Origin of the sequence: Streptomyces sp. NBC_01410 (assembly GCF_045040195.1) — a bacterium.
In the GTDB taxonomy this organism is placed as follows: domain Bacteria; phylum Actinomycetota; class Actinomycetes; order Streptomycetales; family Streptomycetaceae; genus Streptomyces.
Genome location: NZ_CP109530.1, coordinates 6,140,985 through 6,166,424, shown reverse-complemented (window position 1 = coordinate 6,166,424; position 25,440 = coordinate 6,140,985). Strand labels below are relative to the sequence as shown.

Annotated in this window: 18 protein-coding genes; 5 read left to right on the top strand and 13 right to left on the bottom strand. The window is 70.8% G+C overall.

Annotation, left to right across the window (positions count from 1 at the left end; genetic code table 11):
- Window positions 1-147: 147 nt before the first annotated feature.
- Entirely contained in the window at window positions 148-1,560 is a 1,413-nt protein-coding gene (gene proS / locus OG741_RS28455) for a proline--tRNA ligase (RefSeq protein WP_405602572.1), read from the bottom strand.
- A gap of 211 nt (window positions 1,561-1,771) precedes the next feature.
- On the opposite strand from proS, the gene OG741_RS28450 reads away from it, so the two are divergent.
- Window positions 1,772-2,611: a methyltransferase domain-containing protein gene (locus tag OG741_RS28450; RefSeq protein ID WP_405602569.1), complete on the top strand. Its 840-nt coding sequence runs from the start codon at window positions 1,772-1,774 to the stop codon at window positions 2,609-2,611.
- Between the two features lie 830 nt (window positions 2,612-3,441).
- On the opposite strand, the gene ftsH is transcribed toward OG741_RS28450, so the two are convergent.
- From ftsH to OG741_RS28420, 6 genes are all read right to left on the bottom strand, one after another.
- A complete protein-coding gene (gene ftsH, locus OG741_RS28445; protein ID WP_405602568.1) occupies window positions 3,442-5,355 on the bottom strand; it encodes an ATP-dependent zinc metalloprotease FtsH in 1,914 nt (637 codons plus the stop codon).
- Between the two features lie 153 nt (window positions 5,356-5,508).
- Window positions 5,509-7,059 (bottom strand): signal recognition particle protein, encoded by a 1,551-nt coding sequence (gene ffh / locus OG741_RS28440; RefSeq protein WP_405602565.1) that lies wholly within the window; start codon window positions 7,057-7,059, stop codon window positions 5,509-5,511.
- A gap of 97 nt (window positions 7,060-7,156) precedes the next feature.
- Entirely contained in the window at window positions 7,157-9,610 is a 2,454-nt protein-coding gene (locus OG741_RS28435) for a [protein-PII] uridylyltransferase (RefSeq protein ID WP_405602562.1), read from the bottom strand.
- Window positions 9,611-9,644: 34 nt separating this feature from the next.
- Entirely contained in the window at window positions 9,645-9,983 is a 339-nt protein-coding gene (locus tag OG741_RS28430; RefSeq protein ID WP_101390346.1) for a P-II family nitrogen regulator, read from the bottom strand.
- Entirely contained in the window at window positions 9,980-11,335 is a 1,356-nt protein-coding gene (locus OG741_RS28425) for an ammonium transporter (RefSeq protein WP_266488802.1), read from the bottom strand. The genes OG741_RS28430 and OG741_RS28425 overlap by 4 nt, the downstream gene beginning before the upstream one ends.
- Before the next feature lie 345 nt (window positions 11,336-11,680).
- A complete protein-coding gene (locus OG741_RS28420) occupies window positions 11,681-13,150 on the bottom strand; it encodes a hypothetical protein (RefSeq protein WP_405602558.1) in 1,470 nt (489 codons plus the stop codon).
- Between the two features lie 428 nt (window positions 13,151-13,578).
- Here OG741_RS28420 and OG741_RS28415 point away from each other — a divergent pair, with 428 nt between their 5' ends.
- Window positions 13,579-14,235, top strand: a complete 657-nt coding sequence (locus OG741_RS28415; protein WP_405602556.1) for a bifunctional DNA primase/polymerase — start codon at window positions 13,579-13,581, stop codon at window positions 14,233-14,235.
- Between the two features lie 81 nt (window positions 14,236-14,316).
- Here the strand turns inward: OG741_RS28415 and ftsY are convergent, their stop codons facing one another.
- Window positions 14,317-15,522, bottom strand: coding sequence for a signal recognition particle-docking protein FtsY (gene ftsY / locus OG741_RS28410; RefSeq protein WP_405602553.1), 1,206 nt, complete (start codon window positions 15,520-15,522; stop codon window positions 14,317-14,319).
- A 235-nt stretch (window positions 15,523-15,757) separates the two neighbouring features.
- Here ftsY and OG741_RS28405 point away from each other — a divergent pair, with 235 nt between their 5' ends.
- Window positions 15,758-16,729, top strand: a complete 972-nt coding sequence (locus OG741_RS28405) for an LLM class flavin-dependent oxidoreductase (RefSeq protein ID WP_405602552.1) — start codon at window positions 15,758-15,760, stop codon at window positions 16,727-16,729.
- A 39-nt stretch (window positions 16,730-16,768) separates the two neighbouring features.
- Here OG741_RS28405 and OG741_RS28400 read toward each other — a convergent pair whose 3' ends face one another.
- The 4 genes from OG741_RS28400 to OG741_RS28385 form a co-directional block, all read right to left on the bottom strand.
- On the bottom strand, window positions 16,769-18,190 hold the full coding sequence (locus OG741_RS28400) for a sugar porter family MFS transporter (protein ID WP_405602549.1): 1,422 nt from the start codon (window positions 18,188-18,190) through the stop codon (window positions 16,769-16,771).
- Window positions 18,191-18,409: 219 nt separating this feature from the next.
- Window positions 18,410-21,964, bottom strand: a complete 3,555-nt coding sequence (smc, locus tag OG741_RS28395) for a chromosome segregation protein SMC (RefSeq protein ID WP_405602547.1) — start codon at window positions 21,962-21,964, stop codon at window positions 18,410-18,412.
- Between the two features lie 162 nt (window positions 21,965-22,126).
- Complete coding sequence (locus OG741_RS28390; protein WP_142213425.1) at window positions 22,127-22,345, bottom strand: hypothetical protein; 219 nt, start codon at window positions 22,343-22,345, stop codon at window positions 22,127-22,129.
- A gap of 390 nt (window positions 22,346-22,735) precedes the next feature.
- A complete protein-coding gene (locus tag OG741_RS28385) occupies window positions 22,736-23,017 on the bottom strand; it encodes an acylphosphatase (RefSeq protein WP_405602545.1) in 282 nt (93 codons plus the stop codon).
- 150 nt (window positions 23,018-23,167) lie between these two features.
- On the opposite strand from OG741_RS28385, the gene OG741_RS28380 reads away from it, so the two are divergent.
- Both OG741_RS28380 and OG741_RS28375 read left to right on the top strand, forming a co-directional pair.
- Window positions 23,168-24,046, top strand: a complete 879-nt coding sequence (locus OG741_RS28380; RefSeq protein ID WP_405602544.1) for a CAP domain-containing protein — start codon at window positions 23,168-23,170, stop codon at window positions 24,044-24,046.
- Window positions 24,047-24,098: 52 nt separating this feature from the next.
- The gene (locus OG741_RS28375) at window positions 24,099-24,488 is read left to right on the top strand and encodes a winged helix-turn-helix transcriptional regulator (protein ID WP_405602542.1); all 390 of its coding nucleotides are present in this window, start codon (window positions 24,099-24,101) and stop codon (window positions 24,486-24,488) included.
- On the opposite strand, the gene mutM is transcribed toward OG741_RS28375, so the two are convergent.
- Window positions 24,452-25,321 carry a bifunctional DNA-formamidopyrimidine glycosylase/DNA-(apurinic or apyrimidinic site) lyase gene (mutM, locus tag OG741_RS28370; RefSeq protein ID WP_405602541.1) on the bottom strand — a complete coding sequence of 290 codons (870 nt, stop codon included), beginning with the start codon at window positions 25,319-25,321 and terminating at the stop codon, window positions 24,452-24,454. The two genes, OG741_RS28375 and mutM, sit on opposite strands and share 37 nt — an antisense overlap.
- Window positions 25,322-25,440 lie beyond the last annotated feature (119 nt).

Sequence of the window (25,440 nt, the reverse complement as noted above, 5' to 3'; positions counted from 1 at the left end):
TTGATGCGTCCTGACGAGGGCGGGTGCGCTGATCTGCGGAGAAGCCTCGCAGCTCACAACAAGGTGGTACGTAGCGGCGCGTACGCCCCAGCGCGTAGGCAAGCTTCGTGCGCCGGGGCGGCTACCCGCTTGCGGGTGGCCCAAGCCTCAGTAGGCGCGGGCCACGATCGCGACAGTACCGGGGGCGTCGTCGGCCTCCGGCACCGACCCGTCCTCGGCGACCAGACACCGTACGGACACCGCCTGCTCGGCGAGCCGGGCCTCACCCTCCTGGCCCAGCGTCGACCACGGGATTCGCGCCCAGCCGCCCGCGACCGCGGCCTCGGCGGCCTCGTCGATCGTCCGCACCTCGGTCGTACGGGACTCACGGCGCTCCCGCGACTCGCGCAGCAACTGCGCCTGGTCCTCCTCCAGTACCGCGGGCAGCAGCTCGGCCAGGGCGTCGAGGCGCACCGGCTCCTTGCCTCCCGGGATACGGCGGGCCAGCATCGCGGTGCCCGCCTCCAGGTCCCGCGGTCCGATCTCGATCCGTACCGGCACGCCCTTGAGCTCCCAGTCGACCGCGCGGCGGCCGAAGGGAGTGTCGGTGCGGTCGTCGACCTGTACGCGCAGGCCCGCGGCCTTGAGCCGGTCGCCGATCTCGCGGACCTTGGCGACGGCCTCGTCGCCCTTGATGGCCATGACGACCACCTGGACGGCGGCGAGGCGGGGCGGGACGCGCAGTCCGTTGTCGTCGCCGTGGGACATGATCAGGCCGCCGACCATCCGGGTGGAGCTGCCCCAGGAGGTCTGCCAGGCGAGCTCCTGCCGGCCGTCCTTCGACAGATACGTGGTGTTGAAGGCCTTGGAGAAGTTGGTGCCGAGCTCGTGGCTCGTACCCATCTGCAGGGCCTTGCCGTCGCCCATCATGCCTTCGAGCGTGAGGGTGTTGATGGCGCCGGCGAAGCGCTCCCTGGGCGTCTTGCGGCCGAGCACCACGTCGATGCCGAGGACGTTGACCATGAAGTCCGCGTAGACCTCCTTGTGGATGTACGCGGCGTAGTCCCGGGCTTCCTCGTAGGTGGCGTGGGCGGTGTGGCCCTCCTGCCAGAGGAATTCCGTCGTACGGAGGAAGACGCGCGGACGCATCTCCCAACGGACCACGTTGGCCCACTGGTTGATCAGGAGCGGCAGGTCGCGGTAGCTCTGGATCCACTTCGAGAAGTAGTCGTTGATGATCGTCTCGGAGGTGGGGCGTACGACGACGGGCTCCTCCAGCTCCTTGCCGCCCCCGTGGGTGACGACCGCGAGCTCGGGCGCGAAGCCCTCGACGTGCTCAGCTTCCCGAGTCAGGTAAGACTGTGGGATGAAGAGCGGGAAGTAGGCGTTCTGGGCGCCCGCATCCTTGATGCGGGCGTCCATCTCCTGCTGCATCCGCTCCCACAGGCCGTATCCGTACGGTCGGATGACCATGGTGCCGCGCACCGGGCCGTTGTCCGCCAGCTCGGCCTTGTTGATCAGGTCCTGGTACCAGCGTGGGAAGTCTTCCGACTGGGGCGTGAGAACAGGTGCCTTTGCCATGGCGCGCATCGTACGGCGACACCGGTGCCGAGCGTGAATCGGCCTGCGTCCTGGGGGCGCACGCCGGTGGCACGCAAGCATTGCCATTCAACCCCTGGACTTGCGGACGCATGCGGAGTTCTCTGGCATACGGGGGGCGCGCAGGCGTACGCACACGGGGGGCTGTCCTTCAGGGCTCGGCTGACCTCTTGGCGGATTGGGGCGCTTTCTGATGACACCGACTCTCGTCCAGCACCGACCCCAGGCGGCGTCCGCGGCTCCGTCCCCGGCGGAGGCGTACGCGCGGGCCCGGGACTGGGCCGAGATCCAGGAACGGATGCTGGTGCCGCTCTACGAGGCGGTGTACGAGCGCCTGGAGGTCGGTCCGGGGACGCGGCTGCTCGGTCTCGGCTGCGGGTCCGGTCTGGCGCTGCTGATCGCGTCGGCGCGCGGTGCGAGCGTGACCGGCTGCGACACGGACCGCGAACGCCTGGCGCTGGCGCGGGAACGGATGGCTCCGGACACGGGTGCGCACCGTGATGTCGAACTCGTGGAAGGCGAGGCGGCGGCGGATCCGGCGCGGCCCGCGTACAACCTGATCACCGCGTTTCAGCCGATCGGCTGTATGGCGGGTGACTCCGAAGGTCTCGTTCCGGCGCTGACGGCGGCCGTGGAACTGGCCGAACACGGCAGCGCGGTGGTCCTGACCGGCTGGGGCCCGCCGGAACGGTGCGCCACGTCGGGCGTCCTGCGGGTGGCGGGCCGGCTGACGGACCCCCTGCGCACGGGCGGCTGGCGCGCGGCCCGCCGGGACGACCTGGAGGACGTCGCGTCCCGGGCCGGCCTGAAGCCCGACGGCTCGGGGCGGGTGGCATGCCCCTTCGGCTACGCGGACATGGAGAGCGCGGTGCGGGGGCTGCTGTCGACGGGGCTGTACGGGGCGGCGGTGCGGGCGACGGATGTGTCGCAGGTGGAGAAGGAGATGACGGAGGCGCTGCATCCGCATCGGCGGCGGGACGGGACGGTGTGGATGCCGAATGTGTTCCGGTACCTGATTGCGCGGACGCGCTGAGGGGGGCGGGGCGGTTCGGGTGGCGGGGTGGGGCCGCTGCGCGGGGCTTTCCCCCTACCCGCCCCTTCCCACAACCGGGGCAAGCCCCGGACCCCACGGGGGGGGCGGCAGCTTCGCGCCGCGCGGTGCGCGCCCGTCCGTGGATGCACGGTGCGCCCGGGCTCGACGCCGGGGCAGGCCCTGCGGCCACACCGGGCGGCAGCTTCGCGCCGCAGGGTGTCCGCCGGTTCGCGCCGTCCCGGGCCGACCCGGCAGGCGGCACTTCGCGTCGCACTGTGCGGGCGTGCGCGGCGCAGCTTGCGAGCCGGTTCGCGTCAACACTGCTCACTACCCGGGCAGCCCCCGGAACCCCACGGGCGGCAGCTTCTCCCGGCACTCTGTGGGCCCGTTGCTCCGCAGGGGTGTGCGCGGGGCGGCAGCTTCGCGCCGCAGGGTGCGGGCTGCCGGTTCACGCCGCCATGGCCGACTCCGTGGGGGGGCAGGCCCCGGACCCATGCGGCAGCAGCGTGCCCTTTGCGCACGGCGGGACGCAGGCCCGCCCCACCGGGCAGCAGCTCGCAGCGCGCTGTGCGCCCGTACGCGGCGCACGGCGTCGGCCCGTGCGCCCTTCCGGGCGGCAGCTTCGCGGCCCAGGGTGCGAGCCGGTTCGCGCCCCCGGGCCGACTATCGGAGGCAGGACCGAAGCCCCGCAGGCGGCAGATCGCGCCGCACTATGCGGCGCCGTTCGCGGTGCCAGGCCCGACCATCGGGGGCAGGCCCCCGACCCCACCGGGCGGCCGGCGACGCCCGGTGGCACCCGTTCGCAGCGCGCCGGCCGACCGGCGCCCCGCCTACGTGTCCTGGGTGAGGCGTGCGATGCCCGCCGCGCGGTAGGCCGCCTCCTCGTCGAGTGTTTCGTGGGTCAGGAGCGCCTCCGCCAGGGCGTCCAGGCGGTCGCGGTTGTCGCGGAGTTGGCGGCAGGCGCTCTCGTAGCACTCGTCGACGATGCGGCGCATCTCGTGGTCCACCGCGTCCAGCGTCGCGGGCGCCGCCATGAGGCCGTACGGCTGCTGGGCGTCCCCCGGGATCGCGGTCAGTCTGCCGACGCGCTGGCTCATGCCCCAGCGGCCGACCATGCCCCGGGCCAGCTGGGTGACCTGTTCGAGGTCGCTCTCCGAGCCCGTCGTGATCACGTCGAAGACGACATGCTCGGCCGCCATGCCGCCCAGCGAGCCGACGATGCGGCCGCGCAGATACTCCTCCGTGTACGCGTACCTGTCGGCGTCCGGGGTGGAGATCGCGACGCCGGGCGCCCGGCCGCGGGGCACGATGGTCACCTTGCGGACCGGGTCGGCGCCCGGCTGGAGCATGCCGAGCAGGGCGTGGCCGCTCTCGTGGTAGGCGGTGCGACGGCGTTCCTCCTCCGGCATCACCAGTGCGCGTTCCGCGCCGAGTTGGACCTTTTCCAGTGCGGCGAAGAGGTCGGACCGGGTGACCGCGGGCTCCTTGCGCTTGACCGCGAGGAGCGCCGCCTCGTTGGCCAGCTTGGCGAGTTCCGCGCCCGTCATCCCCGGTGTCGCACCGGCGATCCGGCCCAGGTCGACGTCGTCGGCGAGCGGGATCTCCCGGGTGTGGATCCTCAGGATCGCCTCCCGGCCGCCCCTGTCCGGCGGTGAGACCTGGACGACCCGGTCGAAACGGCCGGGCCGGGTCAGCGCGGGATCGAGCACGTCCGGCCGGTTGGTGGCGGCGATGACGACCACGCCCTCCGAGCCGGTGAAGCCGTCCATTTCGCCGAGGATCTGGTTGAGCGTCTGCTCGCGCTCGTCGTGCCCGCCCAGGCCCGCCCCGCCGCCGCGCGCCCGCCCGATGGCGTCGATCTCGTCGATGAAGAGGATGGCGGGGGCGGCCTCGCGGGCTTCGGCGAAGAGTTCACGGACCCGGCTCGCGCCGCCGCCGACGATCATCTCGATGAACTCCGACGCCGATGCCGAGAAGAAGGGCACGCCCGCCTCCCCCGCCACCGCCCGTGCGAGCAGCGTCTTCCCGGTCCCGGGCGGCCCCGCGAGCAGCACGCCGCCTGGCATCCGGGCGCCCATCCTCCCGTACGCCTGCGGGTTCTTGAGGAAGTCGACGACGTCGTTGAGCTCTGCCTCGACCTCGTCGATCCCGGCGATGTCCTCGAACGTGGTGCGTTTGCCCGCCTCGAGCTCGACCGGTCCGGGCGGCGGCTTGGGGGCGAGCATGCCGCCGCCCAGCGGGGCGCCCATGCGACGGGCGATGTACACCCACAGCAGTACGAGAAGCGCCAGCGGTGCGAGGGAGATCAGCAGATTGGCCAGAATGCTGCGCTCCTGGACGACCGGCTGAGCCGTCACGGTGACCTGCTGCCTGCTCAGCTCGTCCCACAGCCTGTCGTCGGCGAAGGCCGGACGCTGGGTCTTGAAGGTCGTGTAGTCGCCCTCGCCGTCGGGGGCCGGGGCCTTCTGCTTGAGCCGGCCCTGGATCGCGTCGCCTTCGGAGTAGATCTTCGAGACATTGCCGGCCGCGACCTGCTTGCTGAACTCCGTGTACGGGATGGTGGGCTCGCCGACGCCGTTGAAGAAAGACAGCAGAAGGTTGGCGATCAGATAGACGACGAGCGCGGCAAGGACCAGCCCGATCCAGCCGCCGGGCATCCTCTTCCTCGGCGCAGGCGGTGGGGGCGCGCCTTCCGAGCGCCACGGCTGGTCCGTCCGGTCGCGTGGGGGTACGGGGTTGGCCACGCCTGTTCTCCTCCGCCCTGCCTCGGCCCCTGTGCCCATGACCGCATGGATCCCCTGGCGTCGCCAGCCGAGGACGTATCCGGGGTAGTCGCCCGGGGCAGGACGGCAAAAGGGCCCGCGGCCGGTCCGGCCGCGGGCCCTTCAGAACTGCTGTCAGCCCATGAACTTCTTGAACTCGTCGGGCAGTTCGAAGTCCTTGCCCTGCTCACCGGCCGGCAGTCCGAATGCCCCGCCCTGCGCCGCCTGCTCGCGGCGGACCGCTGCCGCCTGCTCCTCGGCCTTGCGCTTCATCGGGTTGCCGCTCTTGCGCTTGCCCTTGGCCTGCTTGATCTGCTTCTTCTGACGGCCGGGGCCGCCACCCATGCCCGGCATCCCGGGCATTCCCGGCATCCCGCCGCCCTGGGCCATCCTCGACATCATCTTGCGGGCCTCGAAGAACCGCTCCACCAGGCTCTTCACGGCGCTGACCTCGACACCCGAGCCCTTGGCGACACGGGCCCGGCGCGAGCCGTTGATGATCGTCGGGTCCTGGCGCTCGGCCGGGGTCATCGACTTGATGATCGCGGCGGTACGGTCCACGTCCCGCTCGTCGATGTTGTTGATCTGGTCCTTGATCTGGCCCATGCCGGGCAGCATCCCGAGCAGCTTGGAGATGGAGCCCATCTTCCTGACCTGCTCCATCTGGGCCAGGAAGTCGTCGAGCGTGAAGTCCTTGCCCTTGCTGCTCGCCAGCTTGGAGGCCATCTTGGCGGCCTCTTCCTGGCTGAAGGTCTGCTCGGCCTTCTCGATCAGGCTGAGCATGTCGCCCATGCCGAGGATGCGGGACGCCATGCGGTCCGGGTGGAACGCGTCGAAGTCGTCCAGCTTCTCGCCGTTGGAGGCGAACATGATCTGGCGGCCGGTGACATGCGCGATGGAGAGCGCCGCACCACCGCGGGCGTCGCCGTCGAGCTTGGAGAGCACCACGCCGTCGAAGCCGACGCCGTCGCGGAAGGCCTCCGCGGTGTTGACCGCGTCCTGGCCGATCATCGCGTCGACGACGAACAGGACCTCGTCGGGGCTGACGGCGTCGCGGATGTCCGCGGCCTGCCGCATCAGCTCCTGGTCGATGCCGAGGCGGCCGGCGGTGTCGACGATGACGACGTCGTACTGCTTGGCCCTGGCGTGCTCGATGGAGTCCTTGGCGACCTTGACCGGGTCGCCGACACCGTTGCCCGGCTCCGGCGCGTAGACCGCGACGCCCGCGCGCTCGGCGACGACGGCGAGCTGGTTGACCGCGTTGGGGCGCTGCAGGTCACAGGCGACGAGCAGCGGCGCGTGGCCCTGGCCCTTGAGCCAGAGGCCCAGCTTTCCGGCGAGCGTGGTCTTACCGGCACCCTGGAGACCCGCGAGCATGATCACGGTCGGCGGCTGCTTGGCGAAGCGCAGGCGCCGCGTCTCGCCACCGAGGATGCCGACGAGCTCCTCGTTGACGATCTTGATGACCTGCTGGGCCGGGTTCAGCGCCTGGGAGACCTCGGCGCCGGTCGCGCGTTCCTTGATCTGCTTGATGAAGGCACGGACGACGGGCAGCGCCACGTCGGCCTCGAGCAGCGCGATACGGATCTCGCGCGCCGTGGCGTCGATGTCCGCCTCGGACAGGCGGCCCTTGCCCCGGAGGTTCTTGAATGTCGCGGCAAGGCGGTCGGAGAGGGTGTCGAACACGGTGGTCGCGGATCCTCAGATGTCGGGAGCGGGCGGACAGTGTCCCCCAGGGTATCCGGCCGCGCGAGGTGGGGTCTGCCCCGTGGGGAGTCTCACGTCATGACCGCAGTACGGCCTCCAGGGCACGGGCGGTCCGGGCGGCCTCCTCGGGAGGCAGCGGCGCCCCCTCGGGATCGGTCACATAGAAGGCGTCGACGGCATTCGAGCCGAGGGTGGAGACATGGGCGCTGCGCACCCGTACCGCCTCGTCCTCCAGTGCCCGGCCGATCCGGTGCAGCAGGCCCGGGGCGTCCTGGGCACGGACCTCGATGACCGTGGCCAGGCTCGAACCGGCAGCGGCGACCGTGACCTGCGGGGGCGGGGCCTGGACCCCGCGACGGCGCGGGTAGGCGGACTCCCGCTCGGCGAGCCTGGCCGGGATGTCGAGCGAGCCGTCCAGCGCCCGGACGAGATCGCTGCGGAGGCGGGCGGCCTGCGGCAGGGAGCCGTACTCGGCGGCGACGCGCCAGCTCAGCAGCAGTACGCCGGCGGGTCCGCCCAATTCACTGGGCAGCTCGATGGAGCTCAGATCGGCGGCGCGCACGGTCAGCCGGTGCAGCGCGAGCACTCCGGCCGCGGCGGGCAGTACGCCCGGCTGGTCGGGCAGGGCGATCAGCAGCTCGACGCCGACCGGTTCGGGTTCGTCCCCGGCGGGCGCCTCGGTCTGGGCGTGCAGCGCGAGTACGGGTTCGCCTGTACGCAGCGCCTCGATGGCGAGCCGTTCCTGTTCGGCGCTGGGCGCCGCGGGCTCCGGCTCGGCCGGGGCGTTGCCGGCGAGGACCGCCGCGACCCGTTTGACCAGGTCGGTCACCAGCGAGCCGCGCCAGGCCGACCAGGCCGCCGGCCCGGTGGCGAGCGCGTCGGCCTCGGTGAGGGCGTGCAGCAGCTCCAGGGTGCTCACCGATCCCACGACCTCGGCGACGGAGGCGACCGTCGCGGGATCGTCCAGATCGCGCCGGGTGGCTGTTTCGATCAGCAGCAGATGGTGGCGCACGAGGGTGGCGATGACGGCCACGTCGGCCCGGTCGAATCCGATCCGGGTGGCGACGTCTCGCGCGATGGTCTCGCCGGCCACCGAGTGGTCGCCGGGCCAGCCCTTGCCGATGTCGTGCAGCAGGGCGGCGATCAGCAGCAGGTCGGGGCGTCCGACGCGGCGGGTCAGCGCCGAGGCCTTGACCGCGGCCTCGACGAGATGCCGGTCGACGGTCCAGGTGTGTACGGCGTTGCGCTGCGGGCGGCACCGTACGCGCTCCCAGTCGGGCAGCAGCCGGGTGATCAGGCCCTCTGCCTCCAGCGCCTCCCACACGCCGATCGTCGACTCCCCCGCGCCGAGCAGGGTGACGAGCTCCTCGCGCGCCTCGGAGGGCCAGGGCACGGGCAGCGGCCGGGTGGTCGCGGCGAGTCGCCGCACCGCGTGAAGCGAGATCGGCAGACCCGACTGAGCGGCCGCGGCAGCGGCTCGCAGCGGGAGCACGGGGTCGCGCTCGGGCTTGGCGGTGCGGGCGAGCACCACCTCGCCGTCCTGCTCGACAACGCCTTCGGCGAGCGGAGTGCGCTCGGGCTGCTGTCCACGGCCACCGCCGAGCATGGCGCGCAGCCGCGGCCGTACGGCCCGTGACCTGAGCACCCGGTTCACCTCGCGCCAGGTGACATCGGTGGCGTACGAGACGGTGCGCGCCGCCTCGTACACCTGGCGCAGCAGCGCGTCGGCGTCCAGCAGGCCCAGCTCGGCGGCGACCTGGTCCTGTTCCTGGAGGGCGAGGCGATCGGTGGCCCGCCCGGTCGTCAGATGGAGCGCGTCGCGGGCGTCCAGCAGCGTCCGGCGCGCCTCGGCGAGCCCTTCGCGCGGCGCGTCGGCTAGCCAGGAGGCGGCGACGGCGCGCAGTGCGGTGGCGTCGCGCAAGCCGCCGCGCGCCTCTTTCAGGTCGGGCTCCAGAAGAAACTGCAGCTCGCCCTGGCGCTCGGCCCGTTCGCGGCAGAGCTCGTCGAGCTGGGGCAGCCGTTTGGGGGCCTGGTTGCGCCAGTCGGCCAGTACAGCGGTGCGCAGCCCGGCGACCAGACCCAGATCGCCCGCGACCGGGCGCGCGTCCAGCAGCCCCAGCTGCACCTTCAGGTCCTCGCCCGCGGTCTTGCGGGCCTCGGCAGGGGTGCGTACGGAGTGGTCGAGGGCGAGCCCCAGGTCCCACACCGGGTACCAGATCCGGTCCGCGAGTGCGGCGAGCGCGCCCGCTCCGGCGCTCCCGTCGTGCAGCAGGAGCAGATCGAGGTCGCTGCGCGGGGACAGCTCCCCGCGTCCATAGCCGCCGACGGCGACGAGCGCCGCGCCGCGCACCTTCGCCTCCTTACAGGCGGTGGTGAAGAGCGCGGACAGCCACTCGTCGGTCAGCGTGGCCAGGGCCGCACGGCGCGGCGGCCCGGACTGCTCCTTCTCGTTGAGAAGGCGCAGCCGGGCCGCCGCATAGCCGCTGGGTCCCGAGTCTTCCGCTTCGGTGGTCACTTCGAGGCTCGTCACCCAGTAGCTCCTGTTCTGTAGAGCGGTCCGCGACTCAGAGCGCGTCGGGGCCGCGCTCGCCGGTCCGCACCCGTACGGCCGTCTCGACCGGGACGCTCCAGACCTTGCCGTCGCCGATCTTGCCGGTGCGGGCCGCCTTGACGACCACGTCGATGAGCTGCTCGGCGTCGTCGTCCTCGACCAGTACCTCGATACGGATCTTCGGCACCAGGTCGACGGTGTACTCCGCGCCCCGGTAGACCTCGGTGTGACCGCGCTGGCGGCCGTATCCACTGGCCTCCGTGACCGTGAGGCCCTGGACGCCGAAGGCCTGAAGGGCCTCCTTGATCTCGTCCAGCCGGTGTGGCTTCACGACTGCGGTGATGAGCTTCATGCGTCCACCTTCTTGTTCTCTGCAGCTGCCACGGAATCGGCCGGCGCGGGCGCGGCCTTGCGGGAGCCGGCGCCGCCGCCCGCACCGCTGAAGTCGTACGCCGTCTCGGCGTGCTCGTCCTGGTCGATTCCGGAGATCTCGACGTCCTCGTCGACCCGCATACCGATGGTCTTGTCGAGGATGAAGGCGAGGATCGCCGATGCCACCAGAGAGTAGGCCAGCACCGCGCCGACACCGATGGCCTGCTTGCCGAGCTGGTCGAGGCCGCCGCCGTAGAAGAGGCCCTTGGCGTCGGACTGCACGCCACCCGTGGCGAAGAAGCCGACGAGCAGGGAGCCGACGACACCGCCGACGAGGTGGACGCCGACGACGTCCAGGGAGTCGTCGTAGCCGAGCTTGAACTTCAGGCCCACCGCCATGGCGCACAGCACACCGGCGATGACACCGATGGCGATCGCGCCGAGCGGCGAGCAGGAGCCGCCGGACGGGGTGATGGCGACCAGACCGGCGACCGCGCCGGAGGCGGCACCGAGGGTGGTGAACGCACCGTGGCGGATCTTCTCGTAGGCGAGCCAGGCGAGCATCGCGGCGGCGGTGGCGACCTGCGTGTTGACGAACATCACCGCGCCGACGCCGTCGTCGTTGCCCAGCCACGATCCGGCGTTGAAGCCGAACCAGCCGAACCACAGCAGACCGGCGCCGAGCATCACCAGCGGCAGGCTGTGCGGCCGCATCGGGTCCTTCTTGAAGCCGACGCGCTTGCCGATGACCAGGATCACGCCGAGGGCCGCGGCTCCGGCGTTGATGTGGACGGCGGTACCGCCGGCGAAGTCGATGACACCGAGCTCGAAGAGCCAGCCGCCCGCGCCCCACACCCAGTGCGCGACCGGGAAGTACACGACGGTGACCCAGAGCGTGATGAACAGCGCCCAGGCGGTGAACTTGACGCGGTCGGCGAGCGCACCGCTTATCAGCGCGGGCGTGATGATCGCGAACATGAGCTGGAAGACGGCGAAGACGTACACCGGGATGGTGTAGCCGTCCCACAGCTGGGTGAGGCCGAGGCCGCTCAGTCCGACGTAGTCGGATGTCCAGCCGATGAGGCCACCCTTGTCGGTGCCGAATGCGGCGCTGAATCCGTACAGCACCCACAGGATCGTGACGATCCCGAGGCTGATGAAGCTCATCATCAGCATGTTCAGGGTGGACTTGACCCGGACCATGCCTCCGTAGAAGAAGGCCAGGCCCGGTGTCATGATCATCACCAGGGCGGAACAGATGAGCATGAAGCCGGTGTTGGCTGCCGACAGCGTCGGGGTGTCTGCTGCAAGCGTCGAGATGCCTGTTGGCATCGGCGTCTCCTCGTCGTCGGTGCGGCCGCGTGCGGGCGAAGCCTGAGCGGAAGGGCGGGCCGGTTATGCGCCCTGAGATTGGCCCAATGCGGTTTCCGTCGATGCCGCACGATGTTTCGCCGCAGTGACGAAGAGGTCCGGCGTGTTACACCGCCATGAACAGCGGGGTCACGAGTACGTAACGGGAGTACCCTCTGCGCACGTCACGGACTCCCGGAGAAGAGCCCCGTCAGCCGCCCCGCAGAACCGGCCGCGACGTCACCCGGCTGACCTGGCAAATGGGGGAGCCGAGTCGGGCTGTTTCGAGGTGAACGTCGCGGCCGGGGCCTGCTGGGCGCAGCCCTCTCAGACCGCTTCCGCGGTCTCGGGCAGCTGGGAGGTGAGCTGGTCGGTGAAGTGGGCGACCTCGGCCACGTCACCGAAGTCGCGGGCCGCGGTGTCGACGGTCTTGCGCAGCCGGGTGTTGACGCGCTCGGAGCGGACCCGCTTGGCGACCTTCAGCGCCTGCCCGGCCAGGTCCGTCGACTGTTCGGGCTCCCTCTTGAGCAGATGAACGGTGGCCATGCCGATCAGATTCAGTGCGTACGACCGCTGGTGCTCCTCGTCCTTGCCGAAGAGCTCCACGGCGCGCTGCATTATCGGCTCGGCGAGCGAGGCGTACGTGGGGCTGCGGCCCGCCACATAGGCCAGATCGCGGTACGAGTGCGCGTTCTCGGCATTGAGCTCGGCCTCGGAGAAGAAGCGGATCCAGTCGGGCTCCGGCTCGCCGTCGAGACCGGCGTCGGCGAAGGTGTCCTCGGCCATCCGGACGGCTCGCTTGCACTTGCTGGGCTGGCCCATATTGGCGTAGGACCGGGCCTCCATCGCATACAGCATCGCCTGGGTGCGCGGGGTCGCACAGTCGCGACTGCCGTACTGCGCGAGATGGACGAGCTCCAGGGCGTCGTCCGGCCGCCCCAGGTGGATCATCTGGCGGCTCATGGAGGACAGGATGTACGAGCCGAGAGGCTTGTCGGCCGCCTCCTTGGCGGCGTGCAGCGCGAGCACGAAGTACTTCTGCGCGGTGGGCTGCAGGCCGACGTCGTAACTCATCCACCCGGCCAGCTCGGCGAGCTCGGCCGCGCACTTGAACAGCCGCTGCGCGGTGGCTTCGGGCTGCGGCTCCTGCAACAGGTCCGTGACCTCGTGCAGTTGGCCCACCACGGCCTTGCGGCGCAGTCCGCCGCCGCACTGGGCGTCCCACTGGCGGAACATCGCGGTGGTGGACTCCAGCAGATCGAGCTCGGGCCCGGAGAGCCGCGAGGCCCTGCGCGCGGCGCTCGGCGGCGCTCCCGGCTCGCCGGCCGGGGAGGGCACCAGCCAGCGCTGCATCGGCTCGACGAGGGCGGGACCCGCGGCCAGGGCGAGCGAGGTGCCGAGGAAACCGCGCCGCGCCAGCATGAGATCGCTGCGCGAGAACTCACTGAGGAGGGCGACGGTCTGCTCGCCGGCCCACGGCAGGTCGACCCCGGACACCGACGGTGACTGGTGCGCCGAGCGCAGACCGATGTCCTCGATGGCGACAACACACCCGAAGCGCTCGGAGAACAGCTCGGAGAGGATGCGCGGGATCGGCTCGCGCGGCTGTTCGCCGTCGAGCCAGCGGCGCACCCGCGAGGTATCGGTGCTGATGTGGTGTGCGCCCATCTGGCGTGCCCTGCGGTTCACTTGGCGCGCCAGCTCGCCCTTCGACCAACCACTGCGCACGAACCACGAACTCAACTGCTCGTTCGGGCGCTTGCCGGTATTCGTACCGCCTGCGCCGGTGCCGCCCACTGGTTTGCCCCCATCCGCCGAAAAGCTCTGTCGCCCGAACCCTTACCAGAATGCCCTGAGTTGAGGCTCTCCGTAGGGAGGTTGCGCCCCATCGAACAGGAAGCCGACTTGCCTCCGGCATACCCACGGATGCGCAGAACTCCAGGGTTCGTGTACTGAAAGTAGTCCTACGATCACCCCTCCAGCGAGGGCGATTCCAGAAACGCCACCATTCGCCACCCCTTCGAATGAACTCCCCTGCCGTCAGGCGCGATTCACTTGACACACGACGATCAGGAGTCAGCGGAGCGGTGCACGCACAGGCGCGCGACCCGGGCCGCACCACCCCTCTCGCCACTGTGCGCCGCCGGACCTTCACCGAATGCGACGCAGTGTCACGAGCAGACTTCGGGTCGTAACCACCGGCGATTCGACCCGTTGGAGGGGGCATGGGCTTCACAATCGGCGGCAGCCGGGGGATCAGTCAGATCAGGCCCGGCTCACGGCGCCGTGCGCGCACCGCGGAGTGCACCGTGGTGGCGGAGTACACGGGGCTGTGGGGCTGGGACGTGGCGCCGGGGGCGCGAGCGGCTTCCGGCGAGTGTTCCTGCGGGGCGGGCGACTGCGCGTCCCCGGGGGCTCATCCGCTCGGCTTCGCCCCCGAGGTCCCCGCAGGGGCCACGCTGGACGAGGTCACCAGGGCATGGGCCCTGGTACCGGGCGCGGCGCTGCTGCTGCCGGTCGGCCGTACCTTCGACATCCTGGACGTCGCCGCCCCGGCGGGTCGGCGGGCGCTGGTGCGCTTGGAGCGAATGGGCCTGCCGCTCGGCCCGGTGACGGCCACGCCGGACGGCCGCTGCCAGTTCTTCGTCGCGCCGGGCGCGGCCGACGAACTCCCGCAGCTGCTCTACCGGATGGGCTGGGACGACGCGGATCTGGACCTGCACTGCCTGGGCCCGGGCGCGCACATCACGGCGCCGCCGTCGGACCACGCGGGTCTTGGGCCGGTCAGCTGGCTGCGACCGCCGTCGCTGGACACGGCGGCGGCGCCGCCGGAGGCGCGGCTGCTGCTGGGGACGCTGGCGTACGTCTGCCACCGTTCCTGAACCGGGCGCGCTGCCCCCGGACCCCCGCTGCGACCGAAGGTCACATACGGGGTCCGGGGCGGGGCCCCGCTGAAGGGCCAGCTACTCGCCGATCAGCGCGTCGACGAACGCCTCCGGCTCGAACGGTGCCAGGTCGTCCGGCCCCTCGCCCAGGCCCACCAGCTTCACCGGGACGCCCAGCTCGCGCTGGACTGCGACCACGATGCCGCCCTTGGCCGTGCCGTCCAGCTTGGTCAGCACGATGCCGGTGATGTCCACGACCTCCGCGAAGACCCGGGCCTGCACCAGGCCGTTCTGACCCGTCGTGGCGTCCAGGACCAGCAGGATCTCGTCCAGCGGGCCGTGCTTCTCGACGACGCGCTTGACCTTGCCGAGCTCGTCCATCAAGCCCGTCTTGGTGTGCAGCCGGCCCGCGGTGTCGATCAGTACGACGTCCGCGCCCTCGGCGATGCCCTCCTTGACCGCGTCGAACGCGACAGACGCCGGGTCGCCGCCCTCGGGCCCGCGCACCGTGCGCGCGCCGACCCGCTCGCCCCAGGTCTGGAGCTGGTCCGCGGCCGCCGCGCGGAAGGTGTCCGCCGCGCCGAGAACCACCGAGCGGCCGTCCGCGACGAGCACCCGCGCCAGCTTTCCGGTCGTGGTGGTCTTTCCGGTGCCGTTGACACCGACGACCATGACGACGCCCGGGGTGTCCAGACCGCTCTCGGTCTTCACCGCACGGTCGAAGTCGGTGCCGAGGAGGCGCAGCAGCTCCCCGCGCAGCAGCCCGCGCAGTTCGTCGGGCGTACGCGTGCCGAGCACCTTCACGCGCTCGCGCAGCCGCTCGACCAGCTCCTGGGTCGGCGCGACACCGACGTCCGCGGTGAGCAGGGTGTCCTCGATCTCCTCCCAGGTCTCCTCGTCGAGGTGCTCGCGCGACAGGAGCGTGAGCAGACCCTTGCCGAGGGAGTTCTGGGAGCGGGCGAGACGCGCGCGCAGCCGGACCAGCCGGCCCGCGGTCGGCTCGGGGATCTCGATCTCGGGGGCGAGGGGCTCCTCGACGACGACGGGAGCCGTGGCTCCCGTGGCGTCGGGGAGATCGACCTCCTCGATCGTGCGGCGCGGCTCCTCGACCGTCGGGGCGGCGTCCTCACCGACCTGAGGCTCGGCGGGCGGGGCAGTGATGGTCGGCGTGCTCGACGGTGCCGAGGGCGGCAGCTGCTTCTTCTTGCGGCTGCTGACCACGAGCCCGCTGATCGCGCCGACCGCGACCAGGGCGATGACTACAGCAAGGATGAGGATTTCCATAACCCGTCCAGTATGCGTGACCTCGCAGAGGGCCATTCGCTCCCTCTGCGTGGCCTCGCGCCGCTGCGGGAAGGGCCGGTCCGCCGTCCGGTCTCGTGGGCGACCGGGCCGGGCGGCCACCGTCGTGGTCGCCCAGCCCCTCGCAGAACCCGGGTCCGCCGCTCTATCAATCTGACGCGACGTCAGCTAGCGTCCCTCTTCGCCGTGCTCATACGCTGCGGAGGGGGACGTTCCCATGGCCTTCACGGTGGCCCGCTTCAATCTCGTCGATCCCGACGCGACACCCGAGACCCTCGCGGCCCGCTATGGCGCCGCCCTGGAGATGGCCGCGTACGCCGACGACCGCGGCATCGACACCATCCAGACCGAGGAGCACCACGGCGCCGGCAACAACTGGCTGCCCTCCCCGTTCGTCTTCGCCGGCGCGGTCCTCGGGTCCACCCGCCGTATCGCGGTCACCGTCTCCGCGATCATCGGCCCGCTCTACGATCCGCTGCGGCTGGCCGAGGACATCGCCGTGCTCGACCTGATCGGCAAAGGACGACTGGTCACGGTCGCGGGCATCGGCTACCGGCCCGAGGAGTACGAGGCCCACGGCGTCGACTGGGGCAGGCGCGGCAAGATCCAGGATCTGCTCCTGGAGACCCTTCTCAAGGCGTGGACGGGCGAGCCCTTCACCTACGAGGGCCGCACGGTACGGGTCACCCCGCGCCCGTACACCCAGCCCCACCCCCTGCTGCTCGTCGGCGGCTCGTCGAAGGCGGCGGCCCGCCGCGCCGCCCGCCTCGGGCTGCCGTTCTTCCCGAGCGCGCACCTGCCGGAGCTGGAGGCGTACTACCAGGACAGGCTCGCCGAATACGGCACCGAGGGCTGGACGATGATGCCCGCCGAGAAGACGCCGCTCCTGCATCTGTCCGACGACCCGGACCGCACCTGGGCCGAGTACGGAAAGCACTTCCTGCACGAGGCCCGGATGTACGCCTCGTGGCAGTCCAAGGACATCCGCTCGGCGGTGAAGTCCGCTGCCACCACCGTCGACGAGCTCCGCGCCGAGGGCGTGTACCGGATCGTCACGCCGGACGAGTGCGTGGCGCTGGGCGCCGAGAGTCTCGTACTGCATCCGCTGTGCGGCGGCATGCCGGTGGACGAGGGCTGGCGCAGCCTGCAGCTGATGTGCGAACAGGTACTGCCCCGGCTCACTGGGTGAGCCGGGGCAGTTCCGTGGTGAGGAGAGGGGCAGCGGGGATTAGCCCATCTCCTCCAACGCCTTGCCCTTCGTCTCCTTGACGTACCTGAGCACGAAGGGGATCGAGAGCACGGCGAAGGCTGTGTAGATGACGTACGTGCCCGAGAGGTTCCAGTCCGACAGGCTCGGGAAGCTCGCGGTGATGGCCCAGTTGGCGATCCACTGGGCGGAGGCGGCGACGCCGAGCGCCGCGGCGCGGATCCGGTTGGGGAACATCTCGCCCAGGAAGACCCAGACCACAACACCCCAGGAGAGCGCGAAGAAGAGCACGAAGACATGGGCTGCGACCAGGGCCACGACACCCTGGGTCGTGGGGAGCTTGCCGTCGACGAGATCGGCGGAGAAGGCCCAGGCCTCGAAGGCCAGCGCGATCGCCATACCGGCCGAGCCGATGAGGGCGAGCGGGCGGCGGCCGACCCTGTCCACAAAGACCATCGCGATCACGGTGCCGACGATGTTGATGATCGAGGTGGTGAAGGAGTAGAGGAACGAGTCGGTCGGGTCGATGCCGACGGACTGCCACAGCGTCGAGGAGTAGTAGAACGCGACGTTGATGCCGACGAGCTGCTGGAAGACCGAGAGTCCGATGCCGACCCAGACGATGGGCAGGAAGCCGAAGCGGCTGCCCAGCAGGTCCTTGAAGGTCGACTTGTGCTCGCTGCGCATTGCCAGGTCGATCTCGGCGACGCGGGCGTCCAGGTCCACGCTGTGGCCCTCGACCTCGCGGAGGACCTCCTTCGCCCGGTCGGTCCTGCCGACGGAGATCAGGAAGCGGGGCGACTCGGGGATCACGAAGGAGAGCAGTCCGTAGAGCACCGCGGGCACGACCATGACGCCGAGCATCCACTGCCAGGCCTCGAGCCCGCCGATCTCGCCGCGCTGCTCACCGTCGGCGAACTGCAGGATTCCGTAGTTCACCAGCTGGGACACGGCGATGCCGATGACGATCGCGGCCTGCTGGAAGGAGGCGAGCCGGCCGCGGTAGGCGGGCGGGGAGACCTCGGCGATATAGGCCGGGCCGATGACCGATGCCATGCCGATGGCGAAACCGCCGATGACGCGCCAGAAGGCGAGGTCCCAGAGGGCGAAGGGGACGCAGGAGCCGACCGCGCTGACGGTGAAGAGCACGGCGGCGATCTGCATACAGCGGATGCGGCCGATGCGGTCGGCGATCCGGCCGGCGGTGGCGGCGCCGACGGCGCAGCCGATCAGGGCGATCGCGATGACCTGGGCGAGCGTTCCGGAGCCTATGTCGTAGCGGTCGCGGATGGCCTCGACAGCGCCGTTGATGACCGAACTGTCGTAGCCGAAGAGGAAACCGCCCATCGCGGCGGCGGCCGTGATGAAGATGACATGGCCGAGGTGGTCGGGATGGGCCTCACGGGCTCCCGATACAGGTGGTGGCTGCGCGGTGCTGGTCACATGTACTCCTCGGGCGTCCGGCAGCGTCGCCGGGCGTGGGGGCGAGCCCTTCAAGCGGCGTACAACAAGCCGCCGCCCACCACTTGAAGGTAAAGGCAACGTTGCAGAGACTATTCATTCAAGTGTCGAAGTCAAGAGACGGGTCAAGTCGACTTCAGAGGACGCCGGTATCCATCTTCATTCAAGTGTTGAAGAAGTGTGCAGGGTGTGGACGAAGCGTCAGCGAAGGCGCTGACTGATGACCTTGGAGACACCGTCACCCTGCATGGACACGCCGTACAGCGCGTCCGCGACCTCCATCGTCCGCTTCTGGTGCGTGATCACGATCAGCTGCGAGGACTCCTGGAGCTCCTGCATGATCCTGATCAGCCGCTGGAGGTTGGTGTCGTCGAGCGCCGCCTCGACCTCGTCCATGACGTAGAACGGGCTCGGCCGGGCCTTGAAGATCGACACCAGCAGCGCCACCGCGGTGAGCGACCGCTCCCCGCCCGAGAGCAGCGAGAGCCTTTTCACCTTCTTGCCGGGCGGCCTGGCCTCGACATCCACACCCGTGGTGAGCATGTTGTCGGGATCAGTCAGAATCAGCCGTCCCTCACCGCCGGGGAACAGCCGCGAGAAGACGCCCTCGAACTCGCGGGCGGTGTCCCGGTACGCATCGGTGAAGACCTGCTCGACGCGCTCGTCGACCTCCTTGATCACCTGAAGGAGGTCGGTCCTGGTCTTCTTCAGGTCTTCGAGCTGCTCGGAGAGGAACTTGTGGCGCTCCTCCAGTGCCGAGAACTCCTCAAGCGCGAGCGGATTCACCTTCCCGAGCTGCTGGTACGCCCGTTCGGCGGACCTGAGGCGCTTCTCCTGCTCGCCACGTGCGAAAGGTTTCGGCAGGTTCCGCGGGTGCTCGGAGTCCTCCGGCAGCTCCTCGCCCTCGGCGGGCGGTGAGGGCGGCACCAGCTGGTCGGGCCCGTACTCCGCGATCAGCCCGGCCGGTTCCACGCCGAGCTCCTCCAGAGCCTTGGTCTCCAACTGCTCGATCCGCAGCCGCTTTTCGGCCCCGAGCACCTCGCCGCGGTGCACCGAGTCGGTCAGCTTGTCGAGCTCGCCCTTGAGGTCGCGCCCCTGGTTGCGGGCGGCGCTCAGATCCTGTTCACGCTCGGCCTTGGACGCCTCGGCGGCGACCCGTTCCGCCTCGGCGCGCACGAGGGAGACCTCGACATGGGCCAGCAGCTGGCGGGCGCCGCTCGCCACCGCGGAGGCCACCTCGGCCTCGTGACGCAGCCGGGCGCGCCGCTGTTCGGCCCGCGCCCGCGCCTCGCGCTCGGCGCGCGCTCCCCGGTCGAGCGAGTCCGCGCGTCCCGCGAGCCCCTTGACGCGCTCCTCGTGCGTACGGACCTGGAGGCGGGCCTCCATCTCGGTCTGGCGGGCGTTGGCGCCGTCGGCTGCGAGCCGGTCCCGTACATGCGTGTCCGGTTCCTCCTCGGCGGGAGCCTCCTCGGCGACCAGCAGCCGCTCGGCCAGCTCCTCGGCCTCCTCGCGGGCCCGCTCCAGCGCCTCCTGCGCCCGGGCCGCGGCCGCGGTCGTCCGCTCGGCCTCGCCCGCGGCGCCTCGCGCCTGGCCGGCGAGCCGCCCGAGCTGCCCCGACACCGCGGACTTCTCGCGGTCGGCGGCCCGGCGGCGCTCCCCCAGCTCCTCGACCAGCGCGGCGCATTCACGGCGGCGGGCGGTGGCCTGCTGCTGGGTGGCGGCCAGTTCCTCGCACTGGACGGCCAGCTCCTCCAGCTCGGCGGCGGCCTCGTCGACGGAGGCCTGCACCTCCAGCAGGCTCGGCGCACCGGCGGAGCCGCCCTGCGCGAAGTGCGCGCCGAGGACGTCGCCCTCGGCGGTCACGGCGGTGAGTTCGGGCCGCCCGTAAACCAGATCCTCGGCGTCCTCCAGCGTCCCGACGACGACGATGCCCCGGAGCAGTCTGCGCACGGCGGGCATCAGCTCCTCGGGCCCGCGCACCAGGTCGGCGGCGTACGGGGAACCGTCCGGTCGCCGCTCGGGCGCCGCGGACTCGGGGGCGCCGCTCAGCAGTATCGCGGCGCGCCCGGCGTCGGTCTTGCGCAGCAGCCGCAGCGCTTCGGCGGCCGTCGCCGGGCTGGACACGGCCACGGCGTCCGCGGCCGCGCCGAGCGCCGCCGCCACCGCGACCTCGTGGCCGGTGGCCACCGTCAGCAGCTCCGACGCCGGTCCCAGCAGTCCGCTCAGCCGGTCCTTCGCGGCGAGCAGCGCGCCCGTGCCGTCCTTGCGGCGCAGGCCCAGGGCGAGGGCTTCACGGCGGGCCGCCACGGCGGCGCGCCGTCGTTCGGCGGCGGTGAGCGCCTCACGGGCCGCGCCGAGTGCGGCCTCCGCCCCGGACAGCTCCCGCTTGGCCGCGTCGTGCTGCTCGCCGAGCGCGGAGTCGTCGGCGTCGAGCCCGTCGACCTCGGCCTTGAGCTGCTCGTACTCCTCCTGCGCGGCGACGGCCCGCTCCTGGGCCTCGTCGCGTGCGGCGGCCAGCCGGTCGATCTCGGCCTGCGCCGAAGCGGCCCTGCTGCGTGCCGCGTTGACCTGGCCGTTGAGCCGGGCAAGACCCTCGCGCCGGTCGGCGATCGCCCGGGCGACGTCCTTGAGCCGCCGCTCCTCGACCGTCAACTCCCGCTCCAGCTCGGCGCGGTGCGCGACGGTGTCCTCCAGGGCGCGCTCGGCCGCCTCCAGCGCGGCCTCCAGCTCGGCCTCCTGCTCACGGATCCTGGCGGCCTCGCGCTCCATGTCCTCCGGGTCGCGGCCACGCCGCTCGTCCGCGGGCGCGGCGCTCGCGCTCTTGACCCTCGCGTCGGCCAGCGAGATCGTGCCGCGCACCCGCTCGGCCAGTTGGGAGAGCTCGTACCAGCTCTGCTGGGCCTGCTGCAGCCGTGGCGCGAGCCGCCGTACCTCGTCCTCCAGCTCCGCCTCGCGCGTCAGCGCGGCCTTGAGCTCCGCCTCGGCCGCGTCCTTGCGTTCCTTCAGCGCGGCCTCGTCGGCGATCTCGCTGCGCAACGCCTCCCGCAGCCGTACGAGATCGTCGGCGAGCAGCCGCAGCCGGGCGTCACGTAGATCGGCCTGGATGACGGCGGCCCGCCGGGCGACGGCGGCCTGCCGCCCCAGCGGCTTGAGCTGGCGGCGCAGTTCGTCGGTCAGATCCTGTACGCGCGCGAGGTTGGCCTGCATCGCGTCCAGCTTCCGCAGCGCCTTCTCCTTGCGCTTACGGTGCTTGAGGACGCCCGCGGCCTCCTCGATGAAGGCCCTGCGTCCCATCGGATCGGCGTGCAGTACGGAGTCGAGCTGGCCCTGGCCGACGATGACGTGCATCTCGCGGCCGATGCCGGAGTCGGACAGCAGCTCCTGGATGTCGAGGAGCCGGCAGGTGTCGCCGTTGAGCTGGTACTCGCTGCCGCCGTTGCGGAACATGATCCGCGTGATGGTGACTTCGGCGTAGTCGATGGGGAGCGCGCCGTCGGAGTTGTCGATGGTGAGGGAGACCTCGGCGCGGCCCAGCGGGGGCCGTCCGGTCGTCCCGGCGAAGATGACGTCCTCCATCTTGCCGCCGCGCAGCGACTTGGCCCCCTGCTCACCCATGACCCAGGAGAGCGCGTCCACCACATTGGACTTGCCCGACCCATTGGGCCCCACGACGCAGGTGATGCCCGGCTCGAAGCGCAGCGTCGTGGCGGACGCGAAGGATTTGAACCCGCGCAGGGTCATGGCCTTGAGGTGCACGCAGCCGGACTCTACCTTTCGCGCTCGGTTTCACCTATGAAGGTGCAGGGCACATCAGACGGTAAGGGAAGGACTGTAAGGGGCGGAGCGCAAAAGAAAGAAGGGACGCCGAGGCGTCCCTTGCATATCTTGTGCGCGATGATTCTCCAGCGAACGCCGTGCTCAGGTGAGCGCAGGCTCCGCCTGGGGTACGTCGATGTCGATGCCTTCGAGCAACGACTCTCCAGGGTGCTGAGCGACGGCAGCGTTGAGCGCGTCGTTCTCGGACTGAATCCGTACAAGTTCGGATTCGAGGTCCTGGACGCGCTGCTGAAGCCGTCGCATCTCGGCGAGGAGTCGCGGGTCGTTACCGCCGACGTAACCGAGAAGCGCCTTTGCCATGATGGATGGTCCTCCACACTGAGTGACCGACCGAAGCGGTGTGGGTCGTGAGGGATTCGCACCCGCGGTGCTCGACAGTGCTTGTTGGTGCTGAATACGGCTGCGGTTCTTACTGCCAAACAGCTAAGGTGCGCGGGGCTTCCAGAGTCTCACCAAAAAGTTTGACGGTCAACACGATCACGCCCCGCGTCGGCGGGCAAACCCGGGGGCGTACGGCCGCGGAACGTGCGGCGAAGCCTCTCAGCGGGGCCCAGGGGGCGTAGAGATCATTCTTACTGGCGCAGCCTGGCACGACAAGCCCTTCTTGGCAACCACCAGCCAATTTCTGCCGGGGCAGGTGCCCGGGGCATGCCCGCAGGACCGACTTCCGCGAGGAAATGCGCGATGACCTCAGCGGATCGCGAAGCCTTCGTAGCCGCCGCGCGGGGTGTCCCAGATCTCGGTGACACCTTCGACCCGCCCGGGTGTGTCGTCCGAGCGCAGCCACTCCAGCAGACGGTGGCAATTCTCACGTGGCCCCTCTGCCACAACCTGCACTCTGCCGTCGTCGAGATTCACGGCGAATCCCGTGAGGCCGCCGATCTGAAGAGCATTCGCCCTGGTGAACCAACGGAAGCCCACTCCCTGTACCCGGCCGCGTACCCAGGCGGTGAGCCGTGCGTCATCGTTCATGCGTGCAAGGTAACGGGCCAATTGCACACAGAGCACTTCGCCCCCACGCGTCATGGCGTACAGTCCCGTCGAAATGAGCTTCACCCATATGGGTGAGTCAGTTTGACGTTTGACCGTCGAGCTTCGTCGAGCATCAGGAAGGCACAGCAGATGGGACGCCATCGACGCTCCGCCGACGCACCCGCCGCGCACGACAACGCGGACGGAGCCGCAGGCAGGCACCGGGGTGGTGCACGCCGGAAGAAGCGGTCGGGCATGCCCGTGCGCACCGGGCTGCTCGGCGCCTCCGCGGCCATGGCCGTAGGCGCTGTCGCCGTCGCGTCCGGCCTGCTGCCGGGCGGCGACAAGTTCGACGTCAGCGGCGGCAGTGAGCCGAGCGGGCAGATACGCAGCGAGGGCTCCGCCCAGCTGCAGACCCAGGGCGACGCGAGCGCCGAGCCGACGAAGGGGACCTCGGCCCCCGCGAGCCCCACCGCGCCGCGCCCGCAGGCACCGTCGAAGACCCCCTCCCCCACGCCGACCAAGCCGTCGGCGACTCCGTCGAAGCAGACGAAGGCCCCGCAGGCGGAGAAGAAGACGACGGCCCCGACCCGTACCGAGACCCGCGCCCCCGCCCGTTCGTCCGAGCGGGCCAAGCCCCCTGTCTCGGGCGCGGCGGCCGCCGAGGCCGAGGTGCTCACCCTGGTCAACAAGGAGCGCGCGAAGGTGGGCTGCAGCCCGGTGCGCCCGGATGCCGGTCTTGCGGATCTCGCCAGTGACTTCAGCGCCGACATGGCCGCGCGCGGCTTCTTCGACCACACCGACCCCGACGGGGACACTCCCTGGGACCGCGCCGACCAGGCGGGCGTCAAGGGTCTGGGCGGCGAGAACATAGCCCGCGGGCAGGCCGACGCCGCCGCGGTGATGAACTCCTGGATGAACAGCGACGGTCACCGCGCCAACATCCTCAACTGCGACTACAAGACGCTGGGCATGGGTGTGGTCATGGGCGACGGCGGCCCCTGGTGGACCCAGGACTTCGGCTTCTAGCCGCTGATCCAACACTTACGGACAGTTAGTACACCGGAGTAGGGTGGCCGTCATGGACGACGACGGCCGCCCCTTCGACGTTTTCTCCAAGCAGTGCCCCTCACGCGGCACGCTCGAGCACGTGACGGGCCGCTGGGGCAGCCTGACGATCGGGGCCCTGCACGAGGGGACCCTCCGCTTCAACGAACTGCGCCGGCGCGTCGATGGTGTGAGCGAGAAAATGCTCTCCCAGACGCTGCACGCGCTGGAGCGCGACGGCCTGGTCCACCGCGAGGCACAGGCCACCAATCCTCCGCGCGTGGACTATGAACTCACCGCGCTGGGACACGCCGTCGCCGAGCGGCTGCTCGGGCTGATCCACCTCGTCGAGGGCCGGATGCCCGAGGTGCTCGCCGCGCGCGAGCGCTACGACGAGGTGCGGATGAGTCTCGGCGCCCGCTGACAGCGCGGGCAGAAGTAGCTGGAACGGTTCATCCAGGGACGGCGGCGCATGAGTGTGCCGCAGCGTCGGCAGGGCTCGTCCTCGCGGCCGTACGCATCCAACGACCTGTCGAAATAGCCCGATTCGCCGTTCACGTTCACATACAGGCTGTCGAAGGTGGTGCCGCCGACGGCCAGGGCCGCGGTCATCACGTCCCGTACATGACCGAGCAGTTCGGCCGAGCGGGGGCGCGTCAGGGTCGCGGTGGGGCGCTCGTAGTGGAGCCGGGCGCGCCACAGTGCCTCGTCCGCGTAGATGTTCCCGACGCCGCTGATCAGCGACTGGTCGAGCAGCGCGCGCTTGACCGTCGTACGGCGCAGCCGCAGCGCAGCATGGAAGGCCGCGTCGTCGAAGGCCGGGTCCAGCGGATCACGGGCGATGTGGGCGATCGCGTCCGGGAGCCCCTCAGGAGTGTTGTCGTGCAGCGACAGACCGCCGAAGGTGCGCTGATCGACGAAGCGCAGCTCGGTGCCGAGCCGGTCGTCGAAGCGGATCCGGATACGCAGATGCTTCTCGTCGGCGGCGTCCTCGGGCTGTACGAGCAGCTGCCCGCTCATGCCGAGATGGCCGAGGATCGAGGTGTCCGTGTCCGCAAGCGGCAGCCAGAGGTACTTGCCGCGGCGGCGGGCGATCCCGACGCTGTGGCCCTTGAGCCGGGCCGCGAAGTCCCCGGCGCCGGCCGGATGGCGGCGGACCGCGCGCGGGTGCAGCACCTCCACCTCGGCGATCGTCCGCCCGCTGACCCAGCGCTGGAGTCCGCGACGTACGACTTCGACCTCGGGCAACTCGGGCACGGGGCTCCTTCGGGCAATCTCAGCGTGACGCCCGCAGCGTACCTCCGTGCCTGAGGCGGAAAACCGCGAGGCCCCTGCGCTCCTGAAGAGCGAGGGGCCCCGCGGGGAAAGCGGAAACG

Bases quoted from the DNA above. Each gene is read 5' to 3' on its own strand.
- proS (WP_405602572.1), bottom strand. From the start codon at position 1,560: ATGGCAAAGGCACCTGTTCTCACGCCCCAGTCGGAAGACTTCCCACGC.
- OG741_RS28450 (WP_405602569.1), top strand. From the start codon at position 1,772: ATGACACCGACTCTCGTCCAGCACCGACCCCAGGCGGCGTCCGCGGCT.
- OG741_RS28430 (WP_101390346.1), bottom strand. From the start codon at position 9,983: ATGAAGCTCATCACCGCAGTCGTGAAGCCACACCGGCTGGACGAGATC.
- OG741_RS28425 (WP_266488802.1), bottom strand. From the start codon at position 11,335: ATGCCAACAGGCATCTCGACGCTTGCAGCAGACACCCCGACGCTGTCG.
- OG741_RS28415 (WP_405602556.1), top strand. From the start codon at position 13,579: ATGGGCTTCACAATCGGCGGCAGCCGGGGGATCAGTCAGATCAGGCCC.
- ftsY (WP_405602553.1), bottom strand. From the start codon at position 15,522: ATGGAAATCCTCATCCTTGCTGTAGTCATCGCCCTGGTCGCGGTCGGC.
- OG741_RS28405 (WP_405602552.1), top strand. From the start codon at position 15,758: ATGGCCTTCACGGTGGCCCGCTTCAATCTCGTCGATCCCGACGCGACA.
- OG741_RS28390 (WP_142213425.1), bottom strand. From the start codon at position 22,345: ATGGCAAAGGCGCTTCTCGGTTACGTCGGCGGTAACGACCCGCGACTC.
- OG741_RS28385 (WP_405602545.1), bottom strand. From the start codon at position 23,017: ATGAACGATGACGCACGGCTCACCGCCTGGGTACGCGGCCGGGTACAG.
- OG741_RS28380 (WP_405602544.1), top strand. From the start codon at position 23,168: ATGGGACGCCATCGACGCTCCGCCGACGCACCCGCCGCGCACGACAAC.
- OG741_RS28375 (WP_405602542.1), top strand. From the start codon at position 24,099: ATGGACGACGACGGCCGCCCCTTCGACGTTTTCTCCAAGCAGTGCCCC.